This is a genomic window from Pseudomonas sp. Marseille-Q8238 (assembly GCF_965111915.1).
This window is the reverse complement of the sequence record NZ_CBCOPI010000001.1, coordinates 2,546,606-2,563,189: the sequence shown is the minus strand read 5'-3', so window position 1 is coordinate 2,563,189 and position 16,584 is coordinate 2,546,606. Positions and strand designations below refer to the sequence as shown.

16 protein-coding genes are annotated in these 16,584 nt (G+C 60.1%); 6 read left to right on the top strand and 10 right to left on the bottom strand.

Translation table 11 applies throughout. From position 1 onward, the window contains the following. Window positions 1-501 precede the first annotated feature (501 nt). Window positions 502-1,335: an undecaprenyl-diphosphate phosphatase gene (locus tag ACWPW0_RS11855; RefSeq protein ID WP_447591543.1), complete on the top strand. Its 834-nt coding sequence runs from the start codon at window positions 502-504 to the stop codon at window positions 1,333-1,335. 13 nt (window positions 1,336-1,348) lie between these two features. Further along, window positions 1,349-2,047 carry a DUF1294 domain-containing protein gene (locus ACWPW0_RS11850; protein ID WP_454255429.1) on the top strand — a complete coding sequence of 233 codons (699 nt, stop codon included), beginning with the start codon at window positions 1,349-1,351 and terminating at the stop codon, window positions 2,045-2,047. Between the two features lies 1 nt (window position 2,048). Here the strand turns inward: ACWPW0_RS11850 and ACWPW0_RS11845 are convergent, their stop codons facing one another. Beyond that, window positions 2,049-2,957, bottom strand: a complete 909-nt coding sequence (locus ACWPW0_RS11845) for a LysR substrate-binding domain-containing protein (protein WP_454255428.1) — start codon at window positions 2,955-2,957, stop codon at window positions 2,049-2,051. 122 nt (window positions 2,958-3,079) lie between these two features. Between ACWPW0_RS11845 and ACWPW0_RS11840 the strand changes: the two genes are divergently transcribed. Continuing rightward, window positions 3,080-3,586, top strand: coding sequence for a DUF1993 domain-containing protein (locus ACWPW0_RS11840; RefSeq protein WP_454255427.1), 507 nt, complete (start codon window positions 3,080-3,082; stop codon window positions 3,584-3,586). Window positions 3,587-3,737: 151 nt separating this feature from the next. After that, window positions 3,738-4,343 (top strand): FMN-dependent NADH-azoreductase, encoded by a 606-nt coding sequence (locus ACWPW0_RS11835; protein ID WP_447591548.1) that lies wholly within the window; start codon window positions 3,738-3,740, stop codon window positions 4,341-4,343. A 57-nt stretch (window positions 4,344-4,400) separates the two neighbouring features. On the opposite strand, the gene ACWPW0_RS11830 is transcribed toward ACWPW0_RS11835, so the two are convergent. The 4 genes from ACWPW0_RS11830 to ACWPW0_RS11815 all read right to left on the bottom strand — a co-directional run bounded on the left by ACWPW0_RS11830 (window position 4,401) and on the right by ACWPW0_RS11815 (window position 7,363). Continuing rightward, window positions 4,401-5,987: an ABC-F family ATPase gene (locus ACWPW0_RS11830; RefSeq protein ID WP_454255426.1), complete on the bottom strand. Its 1,587-nt coding sequence runs from the start codon at window positions 5,985-5,987 to the stop codon at window positions 4,401-4,403. A 196-nt stretch (window positions 5,988-6,183) separates the two neighbouring features. Then, window positions 6,184-6,672: a cysteine hydrolase family protein gene (locus tag ACWPW0_RS11825; RefSeq protein WP_454255425.1), complete on the bottom strand. Its 489-nt coding sequence runs from the start codon at window positions 6,670-6,672 to the stop codon at window positions 6,184-6,186. 62 nt (window positions 6,673-6,734) lie between these two features. Continuing rightward, window positions 6,735-7,082, bottom strand: a complete 348-nt coding sequence (locus ACWPW0_RS11820; RefSeq protein ID WP_447591554.1) for an MmcQ/YjbR family DNA-binding protein — start codon at window positions 7,080-7,082, stop codon at window positions 6,735-6,737. A gap of 2 nt (window positions 7,083-7,084) precedes the next feature. Next, window positions 7,085-7,363 carry a peptidylprolyl isomerase gene (locus ACWPW0_RS11815; protein WP_447591556.1) on the bottom strand — a complete coding sequence of 93 codons (279 nt, stop codon included), beginning with the start codon at window positions 7,361-7,363 and terminating at the stop codon, window positions 7,085-7,087. A 136-nt stretch (window positions 7,364-7,499) separates the two neighbouring features. On the opposite strand from ACWPW0_RS11815, the gene ACWPW0_RS11810 reads away from it, so the two are divergent. Next, the gene (locus ACWPW0_RS11810) at window positions 7,500-8,717 is read left to right on the top strand and encodes a PilT/PilU family type 4a pilus ATPase (protein WP_447591557.1); all 1,218 of its coding nucleotides are present in this window, start codon (window positions 7,500-7,502) and stop codon (window positions 8,715-8,717) included. 23 nt (window positions 8,718-8,740) lie between these two features. Here the strand turns inward: ACWPW0_RS11810 and ACWPW0_RS11805 are convergent, their stop codons facing one another. From ACWPW0_RS11805 to ACWPW0_RS11790, 4 genes are all read right to left on the bottom strand, one after another. Beyond that, window positions 8,741-9,385 carry a DUF4431 domain-containing protein gene (locus ACWPW0_RS11805; RefSeq protein ID WP_454255424.1) on the bottom strand — a complete coding sequence of 215 codons (645 nt, stop codon included), beginning with the start codon at window positions 9,383-9,385 and terminating at the stop codon, window positions 8,741-8,743. Window positions 9,386-9,476: 91 nt separating this feature from the next. Further along, window positions 9,477-9,875 (bottom strand): lysozyme inhibitor LprI family protein, encoded by a 399-nt coding sequence (locus tag ACWPW0_RS11800; protein WP_447591561.1) that lies wholly within the window; start codon window positions 9,873-9,875, stop codon window positions 9,477-9,479. A 147-nt stretch (window positions 9,876-10,022) separates the two neighbouring features. Beyond that, entirely contained in the window at window positions 10,023-11,978 is a 1,956-nt protein-coding gene (locus tag ACWPW0_RS11795; protein ID WP_454255423.1) for an acetoacetate--CoA ligase, read from the bottom strand. Between the two features lie 41 nt (window positions 11,979-12,019). Then, window positions 12,020-12,790, bottom strand: coding sequence for a 3-hydroxybutyrate dehydrogenase (locus ACWPW0_RS11790; RefSeq protein ID WP_454255422.1), 771 nt, complete (start codon window positions 12,788-12,790; stop codon window positions 12,020-12,022). 331 nt (window positions 12,791-13,121) lie between these two features. Between ACWPW0_RS11790 and ACWPW0_RS11785 the strand changes: the two genes are divergently transcribed. Further along, a complete protein-coding gene (locus ACWPW0_RS11785; protein WP_454255421.1) occupies window positions 13,122-15,020 on the top strand; it encodes a sigma-54-dependent Fis family transcriptional regulator in 1,899 nt (632 codons plus the stop codon). A gap of 41 nt (window positions 15,021-15,061) precedes the next feature. Here the strand turns inward: ACWPW0_RS11785 and ACWPW0_RS11780 are convergent, their stop codons facing one another. After that, window positions 15,062-16,555: an aldehyde dehydrogenase family protein gene (locus tag ACWPW0_RS11780; protein WP_447591568.1), complete on the bottom strand. Its 1,494-nt coding sequence runs from the start codon at window positions 16,553-16,555 to the stop codon at window positions 15,062-15,064. Window positions 16,556-16,584 lie beyond the last annotated feature (29 nt).

Genomic DNA, 16,584 nt, shown 5'->3' with positions numbered 1-16,584 from the left:
TGAGAAATAGACGAAGGCGTAGTGAGTGGAGCAAGTTCGTATCGGTAGATACGCGAGGTCTGCGCTTCGTCGGCCTCAGGCTAGACACCTCAGTTTTTTCCAGGTGAGGGTAAAGAGGGGCAAGGCAGACTGAGATCCATTGAATGGGCACTGCCACAGGTGATGCGTGTGCAAGTCGCAGAGGCTCAGGTGTAAGGCTGGTGTAACGGATGTTGTGCAATTGTCTGTTGTGGCTTTGCCGCCTAGGCAGTTCTCCGGGGCTTGGGGATAAGTATTGCCTTCACGAAATTTACAGATTTGATGGTGTAAGTTGCCTGCCGCGTCATCAGCCAGAACGGCATAGAGGCTTCTAAAGCTCCGCCTACGGATGTGGTGGCGGGATAGTCAGTCTGAAAGGTTTCAGGCGGTCGGCGAACGGCTTTTCATCTGTTAGCATGCGCAGCTTTTCGGCCTGGTTATCCAGGTTCTTCGATTAAACGCACGGCGCTCCAAGAGGATTTCATGGATTTGTGGATTGCCCTGCAGGCATTGATTTTGGGCGTTGTAGAGGGGCTTACCGAGTTCCTGCCGATATCCAGTACCGGTCACCAGATCATCGTTGCCGACTTGATGGGGTTCGGTGGGCAACGGGCCATTGTGTTCAACATCATTATTCAGTTGGGTGCCATTCTCGCCGTCGTCTGGGAGTTTCGGCGCAAGATCATCGATGTAGTGATCAATGTGCCGCATCAGCCTCAAGCTCAGCGTTTCACCTTCAACCTGATCATCGCTGTATTGCCTGCCGTCGTGCTGGGCGTGTTGTTCTCCGAACAGATCCACCATTACCTGTTTAACGCCTTCACCGTAGCGACGGCATTGATCGTGGGTGGCGTCATCATGCTCTGGGCCGAACGACGTGAGCATGAAATCCGGGTCGAGGAGGTCGATGACATGACCTGGAAGGACGCTCTGAAGATCGGTTGCGCACAGTGCCTGGCAATGATTCCAGGCACCTCACGTTCTGGCTCGACCATCATTGGCGGTTTGCTCTTCGGATTGTCACGTCGTGCTGCCACCGAGTTCTCGTTCTTCCTGGCGATGCCGACGATGGTCGGTGCGGCCCTCTATTCGGGCTATGAGTACCGTGATTTTTTCCTGCCGGAAGATTTGCCGATATTTGCCATTGGCTTCGTGGTGTCATTCATTTTCGCGATGATCGCTGTGCGCGCTTTGCTCGCGTTCATTTCTCGCCATAGCTATGCGGTGTTCGCCTGGTATCGCATCGCCTTCGGCTTGCTGATCCTGGCCACCTGGCAATTCGGTCTGATTGATTGGACCACGGTACAGATTGACTGAGGTATTTACGCAAATGGAATTGCGGGGTGTTTTGCGCAGTTGGAATGACGACAAAGGCTTCGGGTTTATCCGCCCGGAGCGGGGCGGTGACGATGTGTTCGTGCATATCTCTGCCATGCGTGGGGATCGACGGCCCGAGGTTGGCCAGGCTGTGTTGTATGTCGCCGGCAAGGATGAGCGAGGTCGACCGCGTGCCGAGCACATGCGTGGTGAAGCCCTGAGCCTGGATCGCCCGGCCATCCGCCGTAAACCTCAGCCCGCACGACCGGTGAAATCGGCGAAGCGTACAGTCGAGCGACGTTCAGTGGATGGCTCGATTAAGGCGCTGCCCATGAAGCTCATCCTGTTCATCGCCTTGTGTGCCTTGCCAGTGGTGGGAGCGTTGAAGATGTTGCTTGGCGCTGGTTTCATCTGGCCGGCTGCCATTTACCCCGTGCTCAGCGTTGTCAGCTTTCTGCAGTACTGGGGCGACAAGAACAGTGCTCAGAGTGGTCGTTGGCGCACGCCTGAAAATACCCTGCATGCCACCGAGTTGCTGGGTGGCTGGCCAGGTGCGCTGGTGGCGCAGCAGGTATTTCGACACAAGACGCGCAAGGTCGAATTCCAGTTGGTGTTCTGGTTCATCGTTTTGCTGCACCAGGGGTTCTGGTTCGACTGGTTGTCCGGTGGACGCCTGTTGGGCGGGGTCCTGCGCGGCGTAATTCCTTACTAGCTCACAACGGGCGAAAGTCGCTGCTGTTGATCGCCTCAGTCATGTGTTCGATCCAGGCCCGTACAGCCGGGAGCATGCCGCGTCGATGCGTGTACACCATCTGCAAGTGCCCGCCAGGTAATTCCCAGCCCGGTAGCAGGCGCACCAGGCGACCGTCATCCAGCTCATCCTGGCAGATAGTCTGTGGCAGCATGGTAATGCCCAGCCCTTGCAGGGCGGCCTGCTTGCGTACATCGAAGTCCTCGATGCTCAGGCGTGCTTCCAGGGCGATATCCCGTTTGTTGCCATGTGCATCACGTAGCAGAAAGTGCACGCGGCGGTCATGTTCCACTGCGCCGAGCACGGGCAGCTTGCCGAGATCATCTGGCGTTGCGATGAGCGCATCCTCGAGCAGGGCGGGCGCGGCAACCAGATAAGCCCTGGCGGGCGTCAACTGACGGCAGATCAGGGACGGGTCTTCATCATCGTGCTCACGCACGCGCAAGGCCACATCGATACCTTCATCACGCAGGTCGATACGGCGGTTGCTGAGGATGATCTCCAGCTGCACCTTGGGATAACGCGCGATGAAACCGGGAATGGCCTGACTGATGCTGGTGCGAGTGAAGCCGGTGGGGCAGGAGACGCGTAGCCGACCGCGGGGTTCGCTGGTCAGACTGGCAACGGTTTCATCGGCCTGTTCGGCCTCGAGCAGCATCGCCTGGCAGTGGCGAAGGTAGCGTTCCCCAACATCGGTCAATACCAGTTTACGGGTGGTGCGCTGCAGCAGGCGTACGCCTAGTCGTTCCTCCAACTGCACGACTCGGCGTGAAAGTCGGGATTTGGGAATGCCCAGCAGGCGGCTGGCGGCAGCAAAACTGCCTTGCTCGACCACTTTGGCGAAGTAGAACAGGTCGTTGAGGTCTTGCATGGGGCCATCCTCGATAGGGCGCGAGCCAAGTATGTGCCATCGCTTTGCGGCGTTGCTGCGGTGTATTGTGGCGCGCGATAGCGCACCTGCGCATCGAACCCATCCCCGCCTGGAGTCGCACTATGTCTCTGTCCATGTACGAGGCTTCCATTCCTGTTTTTACCCGCATGTTGAACAACCTGTCCGCCATTCTCGACAAGGCCCAGGCACATGCCGACGCTAACGCGATTGATCCGGCCAGTCTGGTGGAGGCGCGCCTGGCGCCGGACATGTTCCCGCTGGCGAAGCAGATCCAGATTGCCAGTGATGCGGTCAAAGGTGGTGCAGCACGCCTGGCGCAGGTTGATATTCCTGGCTTCGCCGATACCGAGAGCAGCTTTGCCGAACTGAAAGCGCGCATCGAAAGAACGCTGGCATTCATCAGCACTATCAGCGCCGATCAGGTCAATGGCAGTGAGGAGCGGATCGTCAGCATCAAACTGCCAAGCGGCGAGTTGCGCCTTGCCGGGCAGACGTTCTTGCTCAATTTCGTGCTGCCAAACCTGTATTTCCATATCACCACCACCTACGCCATCCTTCGGCATAACGGTGTGGCATTGGGCAAACTGGACTATCTCGGCGGTTATTGAAGCGCGTGAAGTGTACGGCGAACGCCTAATTGGATCCATCAGCAGGACGATCAATCGCATTCGTGCTGGCTAATCGACGTTTGGCTTCATGGGTAGTCTGTCTCTCATTCGATCTTCAGTCAGGAAGGTCGCCATTTGAGGGGGATTACCCATGAAACTGTTGCACCTCGATTCGAGCATCCTTGGTGATGCTTCCGCCTCCCGGCAATTGACCGCTCGCGTGGTGGCGGCCTGGAAGAACGTCGATCCTTCTCTCCAGGTTACCTACCGTGATCTGGCCGATGGCGTGGGTCATTTCTCTTCGGCCACCCTGGCAGCTGGTGCTACCCCAGCCGAGCAGCGTAATGCATCACAGCAGCAGGAAGTTCAGCTCGCCGAAGCGATACTCGGGGAGTTTCTGACGGCTGATGCCATTGTGATTGGCGCACCGATGTACAACTTCACCCTGTCATCGCAACTCAAGGCCTGGATCGACCGGGTTTGCGTGGCTGGCAAGACATTCGCCTACGACGAAAACGGCCCCAAAGGCCTGGCGGGTGGCAAGAAGGTGGTGATCGTCTCGACTGCGGGTGGTATCCACGCAGGCCAGGCAAGCGGCCAGGCGCATGAGGATTATCTGGTGCGCGTGTTGAATTTCCTCGGCATCACGGACATCGAGATCGTACGGGCCGAAGGCCTGGCTTACGGTGAAGAGCCGCGTGCCAATGCCATCCAGGGCGCGAATGTTCAGATTGGCGAGCTATTCGCCGTAGCTTGATTCTCGATCCATGAAAAAGCCCGCTGAGTGCGGGCTTTTTCATGGGGGACTATCGACTCAGACGATTACGCCCTGGCTACGCAGGTAGTCGTCGTAAGTACCGCTGAAGTCGGTCACGCCGTTATCCGACAGCTCGATGATGCGAGTAGCCAGAGAGCCGACGAACTCGCGGTCATGGCTGACGAAAATCAGCGTGCCCGGGTAGTTCTCCAGCGCCAGGTTGAGCGCCTCGATGGACTCCATGTCCAGGTGGTTGGTCGGTTCGTCCATTACCAGCACGTTGGGCTTTTGCAGGATCAGCTTGCCGAACAACATGCGGCCTTGCTCACCACCGGAGATGACCTTCACCGACTTGAGGATCTCGTCGTTGGAGAACAGCATGCGCCCGAGGGTCCCGCGAATCATCTGCTCGCCCTGTGTCCACTGGCCCATCCAGTCGAACAGGCTGACGTCGTCTTCGAAGTCATGGGCATGATCCTGGGCGTAGTAACCCAGCTCGGCGCTTTCGGTCCATTTCACCGCGCCGGCATCTGGAGCAAGTTCGCCGACCAGGGTGCGCAGCAGCGTGGTCTTGCCAATGCCGTTGGGGCCGATGATCGCGACGCGCTCGCCGGCTTCGACGGTGAAGCTGAAGTTCTTGAACAGCACTTTGTCGTCGAAGGCCTTGGACAGTTTCTCGATGGTCACGGCCTGGCGGTGCAGCTTCTTGGTCTGCTCGAAACGGATGAACGGGCTGATCCGGCTCGATGGCTTGACCTCGGCCAGCTGGATCTTGTCGATCTGCTTGGCGCGGCTGGTGGCCTGTTTGGCTTTCGAGGCGTTGGCCGAGAAGCGGCTGACGAAGCTTTGCAGTTCGGAAATCTGCGCCTTCTTCTTGGCGTTGTCCGACAGCAACTGCTCGCGCGACTGGGTCGCGGCGGTCATGTACTCGTCGTAGTTGCCGGGGAACAGGCGCAGTTCGCCGTAGTCCAGGTCAGCCATATGGGTGCAGACCGAGTTCAGGAAGTGACGGTCGTGGGAAATGATGATCATGGTGCTGTTGCGCGCCGTGAGGATGGTTTCCAGCCAGCGGATGGTGTTGATATCCAGGTGGTTGGTCGGCTCGTCGAGCAGTAGCACGTCCGGGTCGGAGAACAGCGCCTGGGCCAGCAGTACGCGCAGCTTCCAGCCGGGGGCGACTTCGCTCATCGGGCCGAAGTGCTGTTCCAGCGGAATACCCAGGCCAAGCAGCAGCTCACCTGCACGGGATTCGGCGGTGTAGCCATCCATCTCGGCAAACTCACCTTCGAGCTCGCCGACCTTCATGCCGTCTTCTTCGCTCATTTCCGGCAGCGAGTAGATACGGTCACGTTCGGCCTTGACCTTCCACAGCTCTTCGTGGCCCATGATCACGGTGTCGATCACGTTGAATTCTTCGTAGGCGAACTGATCCTGGCGCAGCTTGCCCAGGCGTACGTTCGGCTCGAGCATCACCTGGCCACCGGAGGGCTCCAGGTCGCCACCGAGGATTTTCATGAAGGTCGACTTGCCGCAGCCATTGGCGCCGATCAGACCGTAGCGGTTGCCGTTGTTGAACTTAACGGACACGTTCTCGAACAGCGGCTTGGCGCCGAACTGCATGGTGATATTGGCGGTGGAGATCAAGGGACTTACCTGTGAATTGAGTGGTTGCTGGCCTAGCAGGGGCAATGCCGTAGCATTTCAGGGCAAGCAGGGTTGAACGAGTCTGCGCGCAGACAGGCGCTGGACGTAGTGCGACTGGAGTATCGGGGCGCGATCATGTCGAAAATCGCGCGCATTGTCGCATAGGCACGGCTATAGGGGGTATGCAGGCTCTTATCTACTTATCAAGCAGCTTCAAGGTCCCCAGAAGCTCATCGGCTGTGGTGGTATGCCTGAAATGATGTTTCCACAGCTGCACCCCGAGTTGACCCGTGCGGTCTAGTGAAGAGCCTACACTAAGGTCGGTAATCAGTGTGGGGGTCAGGCCCGCATCAAAAAGCATGAACCCTGCGGCCAGAACGCAGGTGTCGGTCTGAATACCGCAAACCAGTACACGGTCTGGATTGAACTGTTTCAGGTGTTCAATTGTTTCCGCTGATGGGCTGTAACCGTGTTTGATGAAGACCATATCGGCATCAACCAGGCACTGATCGGTCGTTGCAGGTTTCCAGCCGAGTTGGCGGGAGAAAGGCGTACGCTGTTCATCGTGCAGCTCAACGGTCGCAACCGATGGCAGCAGACTCAGCAGCGGACGTATGCCAGCAACTAGCCAGTCTGGTGGGTTGAAGGTTGTTTGGACATCCACGATCAGAAGGACCTGATGCATTTTTTCGGATACCTGATCGGTTTTTTTGGTCTGAGCGTTCGCGCCAGCTTTAATGCTTGGCGCTAGAGCAACAGGCCAGGCTGCAAGCGTTTGGGCAGTCTTTTGACCACCAACTGGTGGGAGCGGGTGAGCAGTTCCTGCAGTTCGGCAGTGCCGAGGCTGGTAGAGTGTTCCAGGCTGACCCAGTGGGCGCGGGCGAGGTAGGGCGCCGGGCGGATGCCGGGGCGGTCGCAGAAACCGAGGAACAGATCGTCATCGACCTTGAAGGCCAGCCCATCACGGCTGGCCAGGTGGAGCAGGGCGAACATCTTGGTCTGGGCCACAGAGAACACGCGCACACCACCCCATTTGATGTCCTCACGGGCACCGGGGAGGCTCAGGCAGAAGGTAGCGACTTGTTCGGGTGTCATGGTCAGTCCCGGTAGAAAACCTGCACCAGATGGTAGCCGAACTGGCTTTTTATCGGGCCGTGGACGGTACGCAATTCCTTCTTGAAGATCACCTGGTCGATGGCGCGCACCATCTGGCCAGGACGGACCTCGCCCAAGTCACCGCCTTTCTTGCCGGACGGGCAGGTGGAATGCTTGCGGGCCAGCACATCGAAGGCCTCGCCAGCTGCGATGCGTTTTTTCAGGGCGGCCGCTTCCGCTTCGGTCTTGACCAGGATGTGGCGGGCCATTGCCTTTGCCATGACGGGCTCCTCATTTTTTCTGGGGCGCTATTGTGCCAGCATTTGCTGCGCCATCAGAATGGCGCCAGCTTTCAGGCTGGATGCGTGCCGCAATCATGCTGCTCCAGGCCTGTTCCTTGACGCTCTGGAGTGCTCGATGGACCTCTCTGCAATGCTGAAAATCCTGGCCAGCCAGGACGGCTCGGACCTGTACCTGTCCACCGGCGCACCGCCTTGTGCCAAGTTCAACGGGGTGCTCAAGCCGCTTAGTGCAGAGCCACTTCGGGCTGGCGATGTCGCAGCTATCGCCGCCGGGATCATGGATAACCAGCAGAAGGCCGAGTTCGACAACGAGCTGGAAATGAACCTGGCGATCTCGCTGCCCAACATCGGCCGTTTCCGCATCAACATCTTCAAGCAGCGTAACGAGGTGTCCATCGTTGCGCGCAACATCAAGATGGAAATCCCCAGGTTCGAAGACCTCAAATTGCCTGAGGTTCTGCTCAAGACGGTGATGGAGAAACGTGGCCTGGTGTTGTTCGTCGGCGGCACCGGCTCCGGTAAGTCCACGTCACTGGCGGCGCTGATCGATTACCGCAACCGTAACAGCGGCGGACACATCATCACCATCGAGGACCCGGTGGAATACGTGCATCGGCACAAGAAGTCGATCATCAACCAGCGCGAAGTGGGCGTGGACACCCGCAGTTTTCACGCAGCGCTGAAGAACACCCTGCGCCAGGCGCCGGACGTGATTCTGATCGGTGAGATCCGCGACCGCGAGACCATGGAGCATGCCCTGGCCTTTGCCGATACCGGTCACCTGGCCATCTCTACATTGCATGCCAACAACGCCAACCAGGCGCTGGATCGCATCATCAACTTCTTCCCGGAAGAGCGTCGTCCGCAACTGCTCAACGACCTGGGCAACAACCTCAAGGCCTTCGTGTCCCAGCGGCTGGTCAAGACGCAAGATGGCAAGCGCCGTGCGGCGGTGGAGGTGCTGCTGGGTACGCCCACCATTCGTGACCTGATCAAGCGCAACGAGTTTTCCGAGATCAAGGAGATCATGGAGAAGTCGAAGAACCTTGGCATGCAGACGTTCGACCAGGCCTTGATCGACCTGGTGCATGAAGGTGTGATCGATGAAGAGGAAGCGGTGAAGAACGCCGATTCGGCGAACAACGTGCGACTCAAGCTCAAACTCTACAAGGACACGCCGGCCGCCGCGCAGGCTGCACCGGTGGCTGCGCCCGTGCCCGTCGCTGCAGCGCCGGCTCCCGCCGCCGAGCCGGCCAGTTGGAGCATGGAATTGAAGCTGGAAGAGATCGAGGTCGAGGCGCCGTCGGAGGACCCGGGGCGCCACGGGATCTGAATAGCGGCGGCAGGTACTTCCAGTTATTCCAGGGTGTCGAACTCGCGTAGCACTTCGCGCAGGGCCGGATCTTCTGCATAGCGTGTGCGCAGGTCGTGCAACTGCTGGTCGATTCCTGTGCAGGTTTCGCTCACTGCTTCGTTGAGGAATGCTCGGCGTTCCTCGTCGTAGGGTTCTTCGCCGATGAAGTGCTCGCAGGATTCGTGGCGCGCCTTGAATGTGCGGATATCTTCCGGCAACGCCGCTTCGTTCTTTTCCTCGCCGTCAGGGCCTGCTTGCAGAGTGCCAGCGTCGAGCGTCTCGACCTGGGCCAGCAGCAGGGGCGCAAAGTGGTACGCGGAATGCGCGGACATCAACTGGCCCGTAAGCGCTACCTGTTGTTCCAGTCGGGATTCCAACCGTCGCGAGCCGTCCTGGTCCAATGCCAACTGCACCAGGCTGACGTCGGCAACCGGGTCATCGTCTTCCGTGCCTTCGATACAGATGGACTTGTTCAGCTGCAGATAAAAACCTGTGCTGGGTTTTTCGTTCGGCCCAATGTGGGTCTGGGATACCAGGCGTCCTTCGAGCTGTGCAGCATGCGGCGCGAATGACAAACAGGCATCGGCCAGGGCAACACTCGGCACGCTAAGGGACAGACAGAGCAGGGTGCGGGTAAACAGGGTCATTGAAGTTTCCGTGAATGGCGTCGAACTTGAGGGACGATGGCTGATAACGGTGGCAAAGATCGCTCGCTCCATGCCTGGGGCGCGTTAAATGCTAAAGATCCAGTTGCGCCAAGGAATCGAGTTGATCTGCGCGCGTCTTGGTCATTTCCAGGAAACAGGACGCTCTGTTGATGCCGTCCATGCTGCCACCGGTCAGGCTACCTTGCAGGCCGCACTCGGCGTCGCGGTACTGGATCCACAGACGTTGTGCGCCGCGCAGTTGGGGCAGCAGCCTTTTCAAGGTCTGAGTGGCCGCCCGATAGTTCTGGTTCAAGCGTGCGTCTTGCAGCTTCGTCTCACTGGCAATGCAATCGAGCATCTCCACCGTGATACCGCCGCTGGCCTTCATGCACTGGCTGTAGGTGCTGCTGTAGCCTTGCTCGTCGGCCTGGGCAAGCAGGGCGAAGCTGCTCAGCGTGAGAAGGGCGAGGCATTGTCGAACGGGGTGCATACAGGAGCTTCCTCTGCTGGGAGATCAAAAGACGCTGCATGATTCGACATTTCGCGCGCGTGGGCCAGCCCTGCGGTGCGTAATGGGTTGCTGTGTCACGCGGGCAGGCTATTCGATTCGAAATTGAAGCGAATAGCCTGCGTCGCATCAGCTCTTCAGCTCTGGTAGATCTCTGAAAAGCTCCAGTGCTTGGGGGTTGGCCAGGGCGTCGGTGTTCTTCACTGGTTTACCGTGCACCATGTTGCGGACCGCCAGTTCGACGATCTTGCCGCTGATGGTGCGGGGGATGTCGTTGACGGCAATGATCTTGGTCGGCACGTGGCGCGGAGTGGTATTGGCGCGGATCACCTGGCGGATCTGTGTTTGCAGCGCGTCATCCAGCGTCACGCCCTCACGCAGGCGCACGAACAGCACGACGCGCACATCGCTGTCCCAGTCCTGGCCAATGGCAATGGACTCCAGCACCTGCTCGACCTTTTCCACCTGGCGGTAGATTTCTGCGGTGCCAATGCGTACGCCGCCGGGGTTGAGCACGGCATCCGAGCGGCCATGGATGATCAAGCTACCCTGCTCGGTCTCCTCGGCGTAATCGCCATGGGCCCAGACACCAGGGAAGGTGTCGAAGTAGGCCGCATGGAATTTGGCACCGTCGGCATCGTTCCAGAATCCGACAGGCATGGCCGTGAAGTGCTGGGCACAGACCAGTTCGCCTTTCTCGCCGATGACGGCCTGGCCAGCGTCGTTCCATACCTGAACATCCATGCCCAGACCCTTGCATTGCAGTTCCCCGCGGCGCACTGGCAATACAGGGTTGCCCAGCGCGAAGCAGGAGACGATATCGGTGCCGCCCGAAATGGAGGACAGGCAGACATCGGTCTTGATGTCGCGGTAGACGTAGTCGAAGCTCTCGTGGGCCAGCGGCGAGCCGGTCGAGAGAATCGCTTTGAGCTGGCCCAGCTTGTGGCTTTCACGAGGTTTGGCGCCAGCCTTTTCCAGAGCAGCGATGAACTTGGCGCTGGTACCGAAGATGCTGATGTTTTCTGCATCGATCAGGTCGATCAGTCGCTCTGCACCTGGGTGGAACGGCGAGCCGTCGAACAGTACCAGGGTCGCGCCGAGAGCCAGGCCGGAGACCAGCCAGTTCCACATCATCCAGCCGCAGGTAGTGTAGTAGAACAGTGTGTCATCAGCCGATAGATCGCTGTGCAGGCCGAGTTCCTTTACGTGCTGCAGCAATGTGCCGCCGACACCATGGACGATGCATTTGGGCACGCCGGTGGTGCCGCTGGAATAGAGGATGTACAGCGGTTGCTCGAATGGTACGGCGGTGAATTGCGGCTCGCCGCCGGGCTGGTAGAAATCCTGCCAGAGCGTGATTGCAGCCACTGACGTGTAATCAGTGGGTTTGGCCTCTGCCCGCGAATAGGGCACCACCACCAACTGCTTCAAGGTCGGCAGATGACCGAGGATCTCGTTGAGCTTGTCGGTCAGGTCGAGGTTCTTGCCGGCATAGCGGTAGCCGGCGCAGGCGATCAGCACGGTCGGTTCGATCTGGCCGAAGCGGTCGATCACGCCCTGGGTGCCGAAGTCCGGCGAGCAGCTCGACCAGGTGGCGCCGAGGCTGGCGGTGGCGAGCATGCCGACCAGGGTTTGCCAGGTGTTGGGCATGAACGCGGCGACGCGATCACCAATACCAATGCCTGCTTCACGCAGGCTGCGCTGCAGGCCGGCGACATGGGTAGCCAGCTCGGCGTAACTCAGTTGCTCGCGGCTACCGTCTTCGCCGATGGCCACGATGGCTGGGTGATCATCACGGCGGCGCAGCAGGTGCTCGGCGAAGTTCAGCGTTGCGCCTGGGAACCAGTGTGCACTGGGCATGGCTGGGCCTTCTTCCAGCACGCTGCCGGGCTGCTGGTCGAAGCGCACTTCGAAGAAGTCGACAATCGCCTGCCAGAACGCTTCACGCGCGCCCACGCTCCACTGGTGCAGCGCCGGGTAGTCGCTGAGTTGCAAGCCGTGGCGCTGGTTGATGAAGCGGCGGAATGCATCCATGCGGGTCGCTGCGATGCGTTCACTGGAGGGGGACCAGAGTGGTGGGTTCATGGGCAAATCCTGAACATCATGATGAGAGTGGAGGAGGGCGTTCACTGCGCCAGCCAGCCGCCGTCCACGTTCCAGGCGGCACCCCGGACCTGGTTTGCGGCATCGCTACAAAGAAACAGAACCAGCTCGCCAAGCTGCTCGGGGGTGACAAAATCTTGCGAGGGCTGTTTCTCGGCGAGTAGCTCGCGGCGCGCGCGGTCGAGGTCGCCGTCGAGTTGGGCGCGGGTATCTATCTGTTGCTGCACCAGCGGTGTCAGTACCCAACCCGGGCAGAGGGCATTGCAGGTGATGGCGCTTTGTGCGGTTTCCAGTGCCACGACCTTGGTCAGGCCGATGACGCCATGCTTGGCCGCGACATACGCGGCCTTGTTCACCGAACCGACCAGCCCGTGCACCGAGGCGATGTTGACGATGCGTCCCCAGCCACGTTCACGCATCCCTGGCAGTGCCAGGCGCGTGGCATGGAAGACTGAGGAAAGATTGGTCGCGAGGATGGCGTCCCAGCGTTCGGCCGGGAATACCTCCAGCGGCGCCACGTGTTGAATGCCAGCGTTATTGACCAGAATATCGAGTGCGCCGAATTCACTCTGGGTGTAGGCAATCATCACCTCGATATCTTCAGCCCTGGAAACATCTGCCGGGTGATGACGAGCCTGGGCACCTGCAGCCTCGACAGCGGCTATGGCTGCTGCCACATCACCGAAACCATTCAACACCACATTGGCGCCGGCCTTGGCGAGCGTTAGGGCGATGCCCAGTCCGATACCGCTGGTCGAGCCAGTGACGAGAGCGGTCTTGCCTTTGAGGTCCATGTCTTCTCCAGCGGTTGCAGCGGGTTGTTCATCTTGCTCAGTTGCGCGGTGAGCGTCGAGGCATTGGTGCAGTGAGCTGATTGGCTGCAGTGAGCCGATTGAATGTGAAACGTTTGCGCTTTCGGGTGGTTTCAATTTGCACGGTATATTACCTTTACGTTAACGTAAAGATGCCCGTGCGATGTATCAATTATCTTGTGGTGGATTGAGCACGCTCATCGAACGCCTCTTTACGGAAGCAGAGCTGCGGTGTAGACATTTGCGTTGTGATGCCATTTCTCCAGCGCCGAGCGATTCGGTCGGTGCTGGCAGTAATCCGCTGGAGTGACAGATGGCCCAGATAACAACAAGAAACCCCGATGTATTTCACGAGACTCAGCAGATCCGCCGCCAACTCCTGGTAGAGGGTTGCCTGCCTCAGGGCGTGCTGCGTGAGGAAATCGATGCGTCCTGGCGGCGTAGCCTCGAGCACGGCCTGGACTGCCAGGGCGAAGAGGGCATGGCGGGTAGCCAGGAGGCGGACCTCGAGCTGCTGTTTGCCAACAACCGGTTGCTGATCGATGCGGCGACGCCTGAGCTGGACTATCTGATCAGGCAGCAAGGCAAGGAGCGGCTGATCATCCTCGGCAACGCACATGCCCAGGTTCTGGCAGTCGAAGGGCTCACCGACGCGCTGAAAAGCACAGGATTGCGTGACCTTCGGCCGGGCAGTTGCTGGAGCGAATCACTGCGCGGCACCAACGCTATCGGCACTGCGCTGATCGAGGCGCGCCCGACGCTGATCAACCATGGCGAGCATTATCTGGATCGGCTCAGCCATTTTTCCTGCACCTCGGTGCCGATCAAGGACCCGCAGGGCCAGGTCGCAGGCGTGCTCGACCTGACCCGTGAAGGTGTGCTCAGCGAGCCACGCGACAGTTTCGCCACGCTGATGCTGGCTGCCAGCAATATCGAGAGCCGGCTGTTCACCGGAACCTATCCGGACGAGCTGGTGCTGGCCTTTCATACCCGCCGCCAATACCTCGGTTCCTCCTGGCATGGCCTGCTGGCGCTGAGCCTGGACGGCGAGGTGCTCGCCGCCAATGACCAGGCCTGCAGCCTGTTGCAGATCCCGCGGCATATGCTGTTGGGGTGCAAGAGCAGCCATCTGCTGGGGAGTGGTTCGCCGGCATTCATCGAGCGTCTGCTGCAAGGCGGCGTGAACAACATACAGACCATCAAGGGCGAGTTTTTCGTACGCACGTTGCAGGTGCCACGCCATGCCCGGCACGGGAAGGTGGTGTCGGTCAGGCGTGAGCCGGTCGCCAAACGACAGGAGCTGGAGGCGTTGGCCGCCGGTGACGCACGTTTTGCTCGTGCCCTACGCATGGCCCACCAGGGGCTTGGCAACGGCTTGCCCGTGTTGCTGGCGGGCGAAACCGGTACGGGCAAAGAGGTCGTAGCGCGTGCGCTGCATCAATCCAGTGCGCGGGCCGGGAAGGCTTTCGTTGCGGTCAACTGCGCGGCAATTCCTGAAGGCCTCATCGAGTCCGAACTGTTCGGTTATCGCGAGGGCGCGTTCACCGGTTCGCGCAAGGGCGGCATGGTCGGGCGCCTCATGCAGGCCCATGGCGGTACTCTGTTCCTCGATGAAATCGGCGACATGCCGTTGAGCCTGCAGGCGCGTCTGCTTCGGGTATTGCAGGAGCGCAAGGTGGCGCCGCTTGGGGCTGCCGAGGAGCAGGATATCGACGTGGCGGTCATCTGCGCGACCCACCGCGATCTCAAGCAGGAGGTGCAGGAAAAGCGCTTTCGCGAGGACCTCTACTACCGCATCAATGGCATCTGCCTGCGTTTACCGGCCCTGCGTGAACGCGAGGATATGGCCGGCATGATCAGGCATATCCTCGTCCGCCTTGGCGGCGAGGCCGTGACCCTCGACAGGCACTTGAACGAATTGCTGCTCGCCTATGACTGGCCAGGCAATATTCGTCAGCTGGAAATGGTGCTGCGCGCGGCATTGGCGATGCGCGAGGAGGGCGAGATGGAGTTAGGACTCGATCACCTGACCGATAGCTTGCTCGATGAGTTGACGGCATCTGTCAGGCAACCCGCCAGCATTCGCGAGAATGAACTCGAACTGATGCGCAATGCGCTGGAGCGTCACCAGGGCAATGTGTCAGCCGCGGCCGATTCGCTGGGTGTGAGCCGCGCGACCCTGTACCGCAAGATCAAGCAGTTGCGGACATGAGAGCACTCGCCCGGTAGCGGGGTACCGGGCGAGGCCGTTGCTCAGAGCTTGATCATTACCGACTTGAGCTCGGTGTAATGCTCGATGGCCGCCGCGCCCATCTCGCGACCAACGCCCGACAGCTTGTAGCCGCCGAAGGGCAGGCTCGGGTCCAGCGCACTGTGGCAGTTGACCCATACCGAGCCCGACTTGATCCGCGGAATGGCCTTGTGCACCGCCGCCATGTCATTGGACCAGAGGCTGGCGCCCAGGCCATAAGGGTTGTCGTTGGCCATGCGGATGACCTCGTCGATGTCGTCGAACGGCATGGCGACCAGCACCGGGCCGAAGATTTCCTCCTGCACCAGCGGGTGTTTCTGGTCGACATCGACAATCACCGTCGGCTTGACGAAGTAGCCCGGGCCAAAGCTCTCGCCACCGCAGGCGATGGTCGCACCACGCTCGCGGCCGAGTTCGATATAGCCTGCGACGCGCGCCTGTTGCTTGGCGGAAATCAGCGGGCCCATGTCGATACTTGGGTCCAGCCCGTTGCCCAGTTTCATGCCATTGGCGATGCCGGCGATATCGGCGACCACGTTGTCGAAGTGTTTGCGTTGCACGTACAGGCGCGAACCGGCGCTGCAGACCTGGCCATGGTTGAAGAAGATCGCGCTGGCGGCGCCGGCAGCGGCCTGTTGCAGGTCGGCGTCACCGAGGACGATGGTGGGCGACTTGCCGCCCAGTTCCAGGGTCACACGGGTCATGTTGTCCATGGCGGTCTTGCCGATCACCTTGCCCACCTCGGTGGAGCCGGTAAAGGTCAGCTTGTCCACGCCTGGGTGAGCCGTCAGCGCGCTGCCAGCTTGCAAACCAGTACCGGTGACGACGTTGAGCACGCCGGCCGGGTAGCCGGCTTCGAGGGCCAGTTCGCCCAGGCGCAGGGCGCTCAGCGGGGTTTCATCGGCGGGCTTGAGTACCACTGTACAGCCGGTGGCCAGCGCCGGGCCGATTTTCCAGCAGGCCAGCAGCAGCGGGAAGTTCCAGGCGACGATGGCGCCGACTACACCGACCGCTTCGCGGCGCACGAAGGCATGGAAGTGTTCGTCGGGCATCAATGGCAGGGAGGGCTCCACGGTCTGCCCGGTGATTTTGGTCGCCCAGCCGGCCATGTAGCGCAGGAAGTCGATAGCCAGTTGTACGTCCATGGCTTGGGCCACGACAGCGCTCTTGCCGTTATTCACGCATTCCAGTTCGGCCAGGTGGCGGGCGTCACGCTCCAGCAGGTCGGCGAAGCGCCACAGCAGGTTCTGCCTGTCGCGAGGGCGCATCCGGCTCCAGGCCGAATCATCGAATGCCTGGCGAGCAGCGCTCACGGCGCGGTCGATATCTTCCTTGCCGGCAGCCGGGACGTTGCCGAGAATTTCGCCGGTGGCCGGATTGCGAATGCTCATGGTCTCGCCACTGACGGCGTCCTGCCATTGCCCATTGATGAGCATTTGCTGGCGGCGCTCCAGGAAGCGCTGGGTCTGGGGGAGGAGGGAGAATGCGCTGGTCATGGTGCAACTCTTTTTATTGGAGTGGAAAC

Coding starts and splice junctions, on each gene's coding strand:
- ACWPW0_RS11855 (WP_447591543.1), top strand. CDS start 502: ATGGATTTGTGGATTGCCCTGCAGGCATTGATTTTGGGCGTTGTAGAG.
- ACWPW0_RS11850 (WP_454255429.1), top strand. CDS start 1,349: ATGGAATTGCGGGGTGTTTTGCGCAGTTGGAATGACGACAAAGGCTTC.
- ACWPW0_RS11845 (WP_454255428.1), bottom strand. CDS start 2,957: ATGCAAGACCTCAACGACCTGTTCTACTTCGCCAAAGTGGTCGAGCAA.
- ACWPW0_RS11840 (WP_454255427.1), top strand. CDS start 3,080: ATGTCTCTGTCCATGTACGAGGCTTCCATTCCTGTTTTTACCCGCATG.
- ACWPW0_RS11835 (WP_447591548.1), top strand. CDS start 3,738: ATGAAACTGTTGCACCTCGATTCGAGCATCCTTGGTGATGCTTCCGCC.
- ACWPW0_RS11825 (WP_454255425.1), bottom strand. CDS start 6,672: ATGCATCAGGTCCTTCTGATCGTGGATGTCCAAACAACCTTCAACCCA.
- ACWPW0_RS11820 (WP_447591554.1), bottom strand. CDS start 7,082: ATGACACCCGAACAAGTCGCTACCTTCTGCCTGAGCCTCCCCGGTGCC.
- ACWPW0_RS11815 (WP_447591556.1), bottom strand. CDS start 7,363: ATGGCAAAGGCAATGGCCCGCCACATCCTGGTCAAGACCGAAGCGGAA.
- ACWPW0_RS11810 (WP_447591557.1), top strand. CDS start 7,500: ATGGACCTCTCTGCAATGCTGAAAATCCTGGCCAGCCAGGACGGCTCG.
- ACWPW0_RS11805 (WP_454255424.1), bottom strand. CDS start 9,385: ATGACCCTGTTTACCCGCACCCTGCTCTGTCTGTCCCTTAGCGTGCCG.
- ACWPW0_RS11800 (WP_447591561.1), bottom strand. CDS start 9,875: ATGCACCCCGTTCGACAATGCCTCGCCCTTCTCACGCTGAGCAGCTTC.
- ACWPW0_RS11795 (WP_454255423.1), bottom strand. CDS start 11,978: ATGAACCCACCACTCTGGTCCCCCTCCAGTGAACGCATCGCAGCGACC.
- ACWPW0_RS11790 (WP_454255422.1), bottom strand. CDS start 12,790: ATGGACCTCAAAGGCAAGACCGCTCTCGTCACTGGCTCGACCAGCGGT.
- ACWPW0_RS11785 (WP_454255421.1), top strand. CDS start 13,122: ATGGCCCAGATAACAACAAGAAACCCCGATGTATTTCACGAGACTCAG.
- ACWPW0_RS11780 (WP_447591568.1), bottom strand. CDS start 16,555: ATGACCAGCGCATTCTCCCTCCTCCCCCAGACCCAGCGCTTCCTGGAG.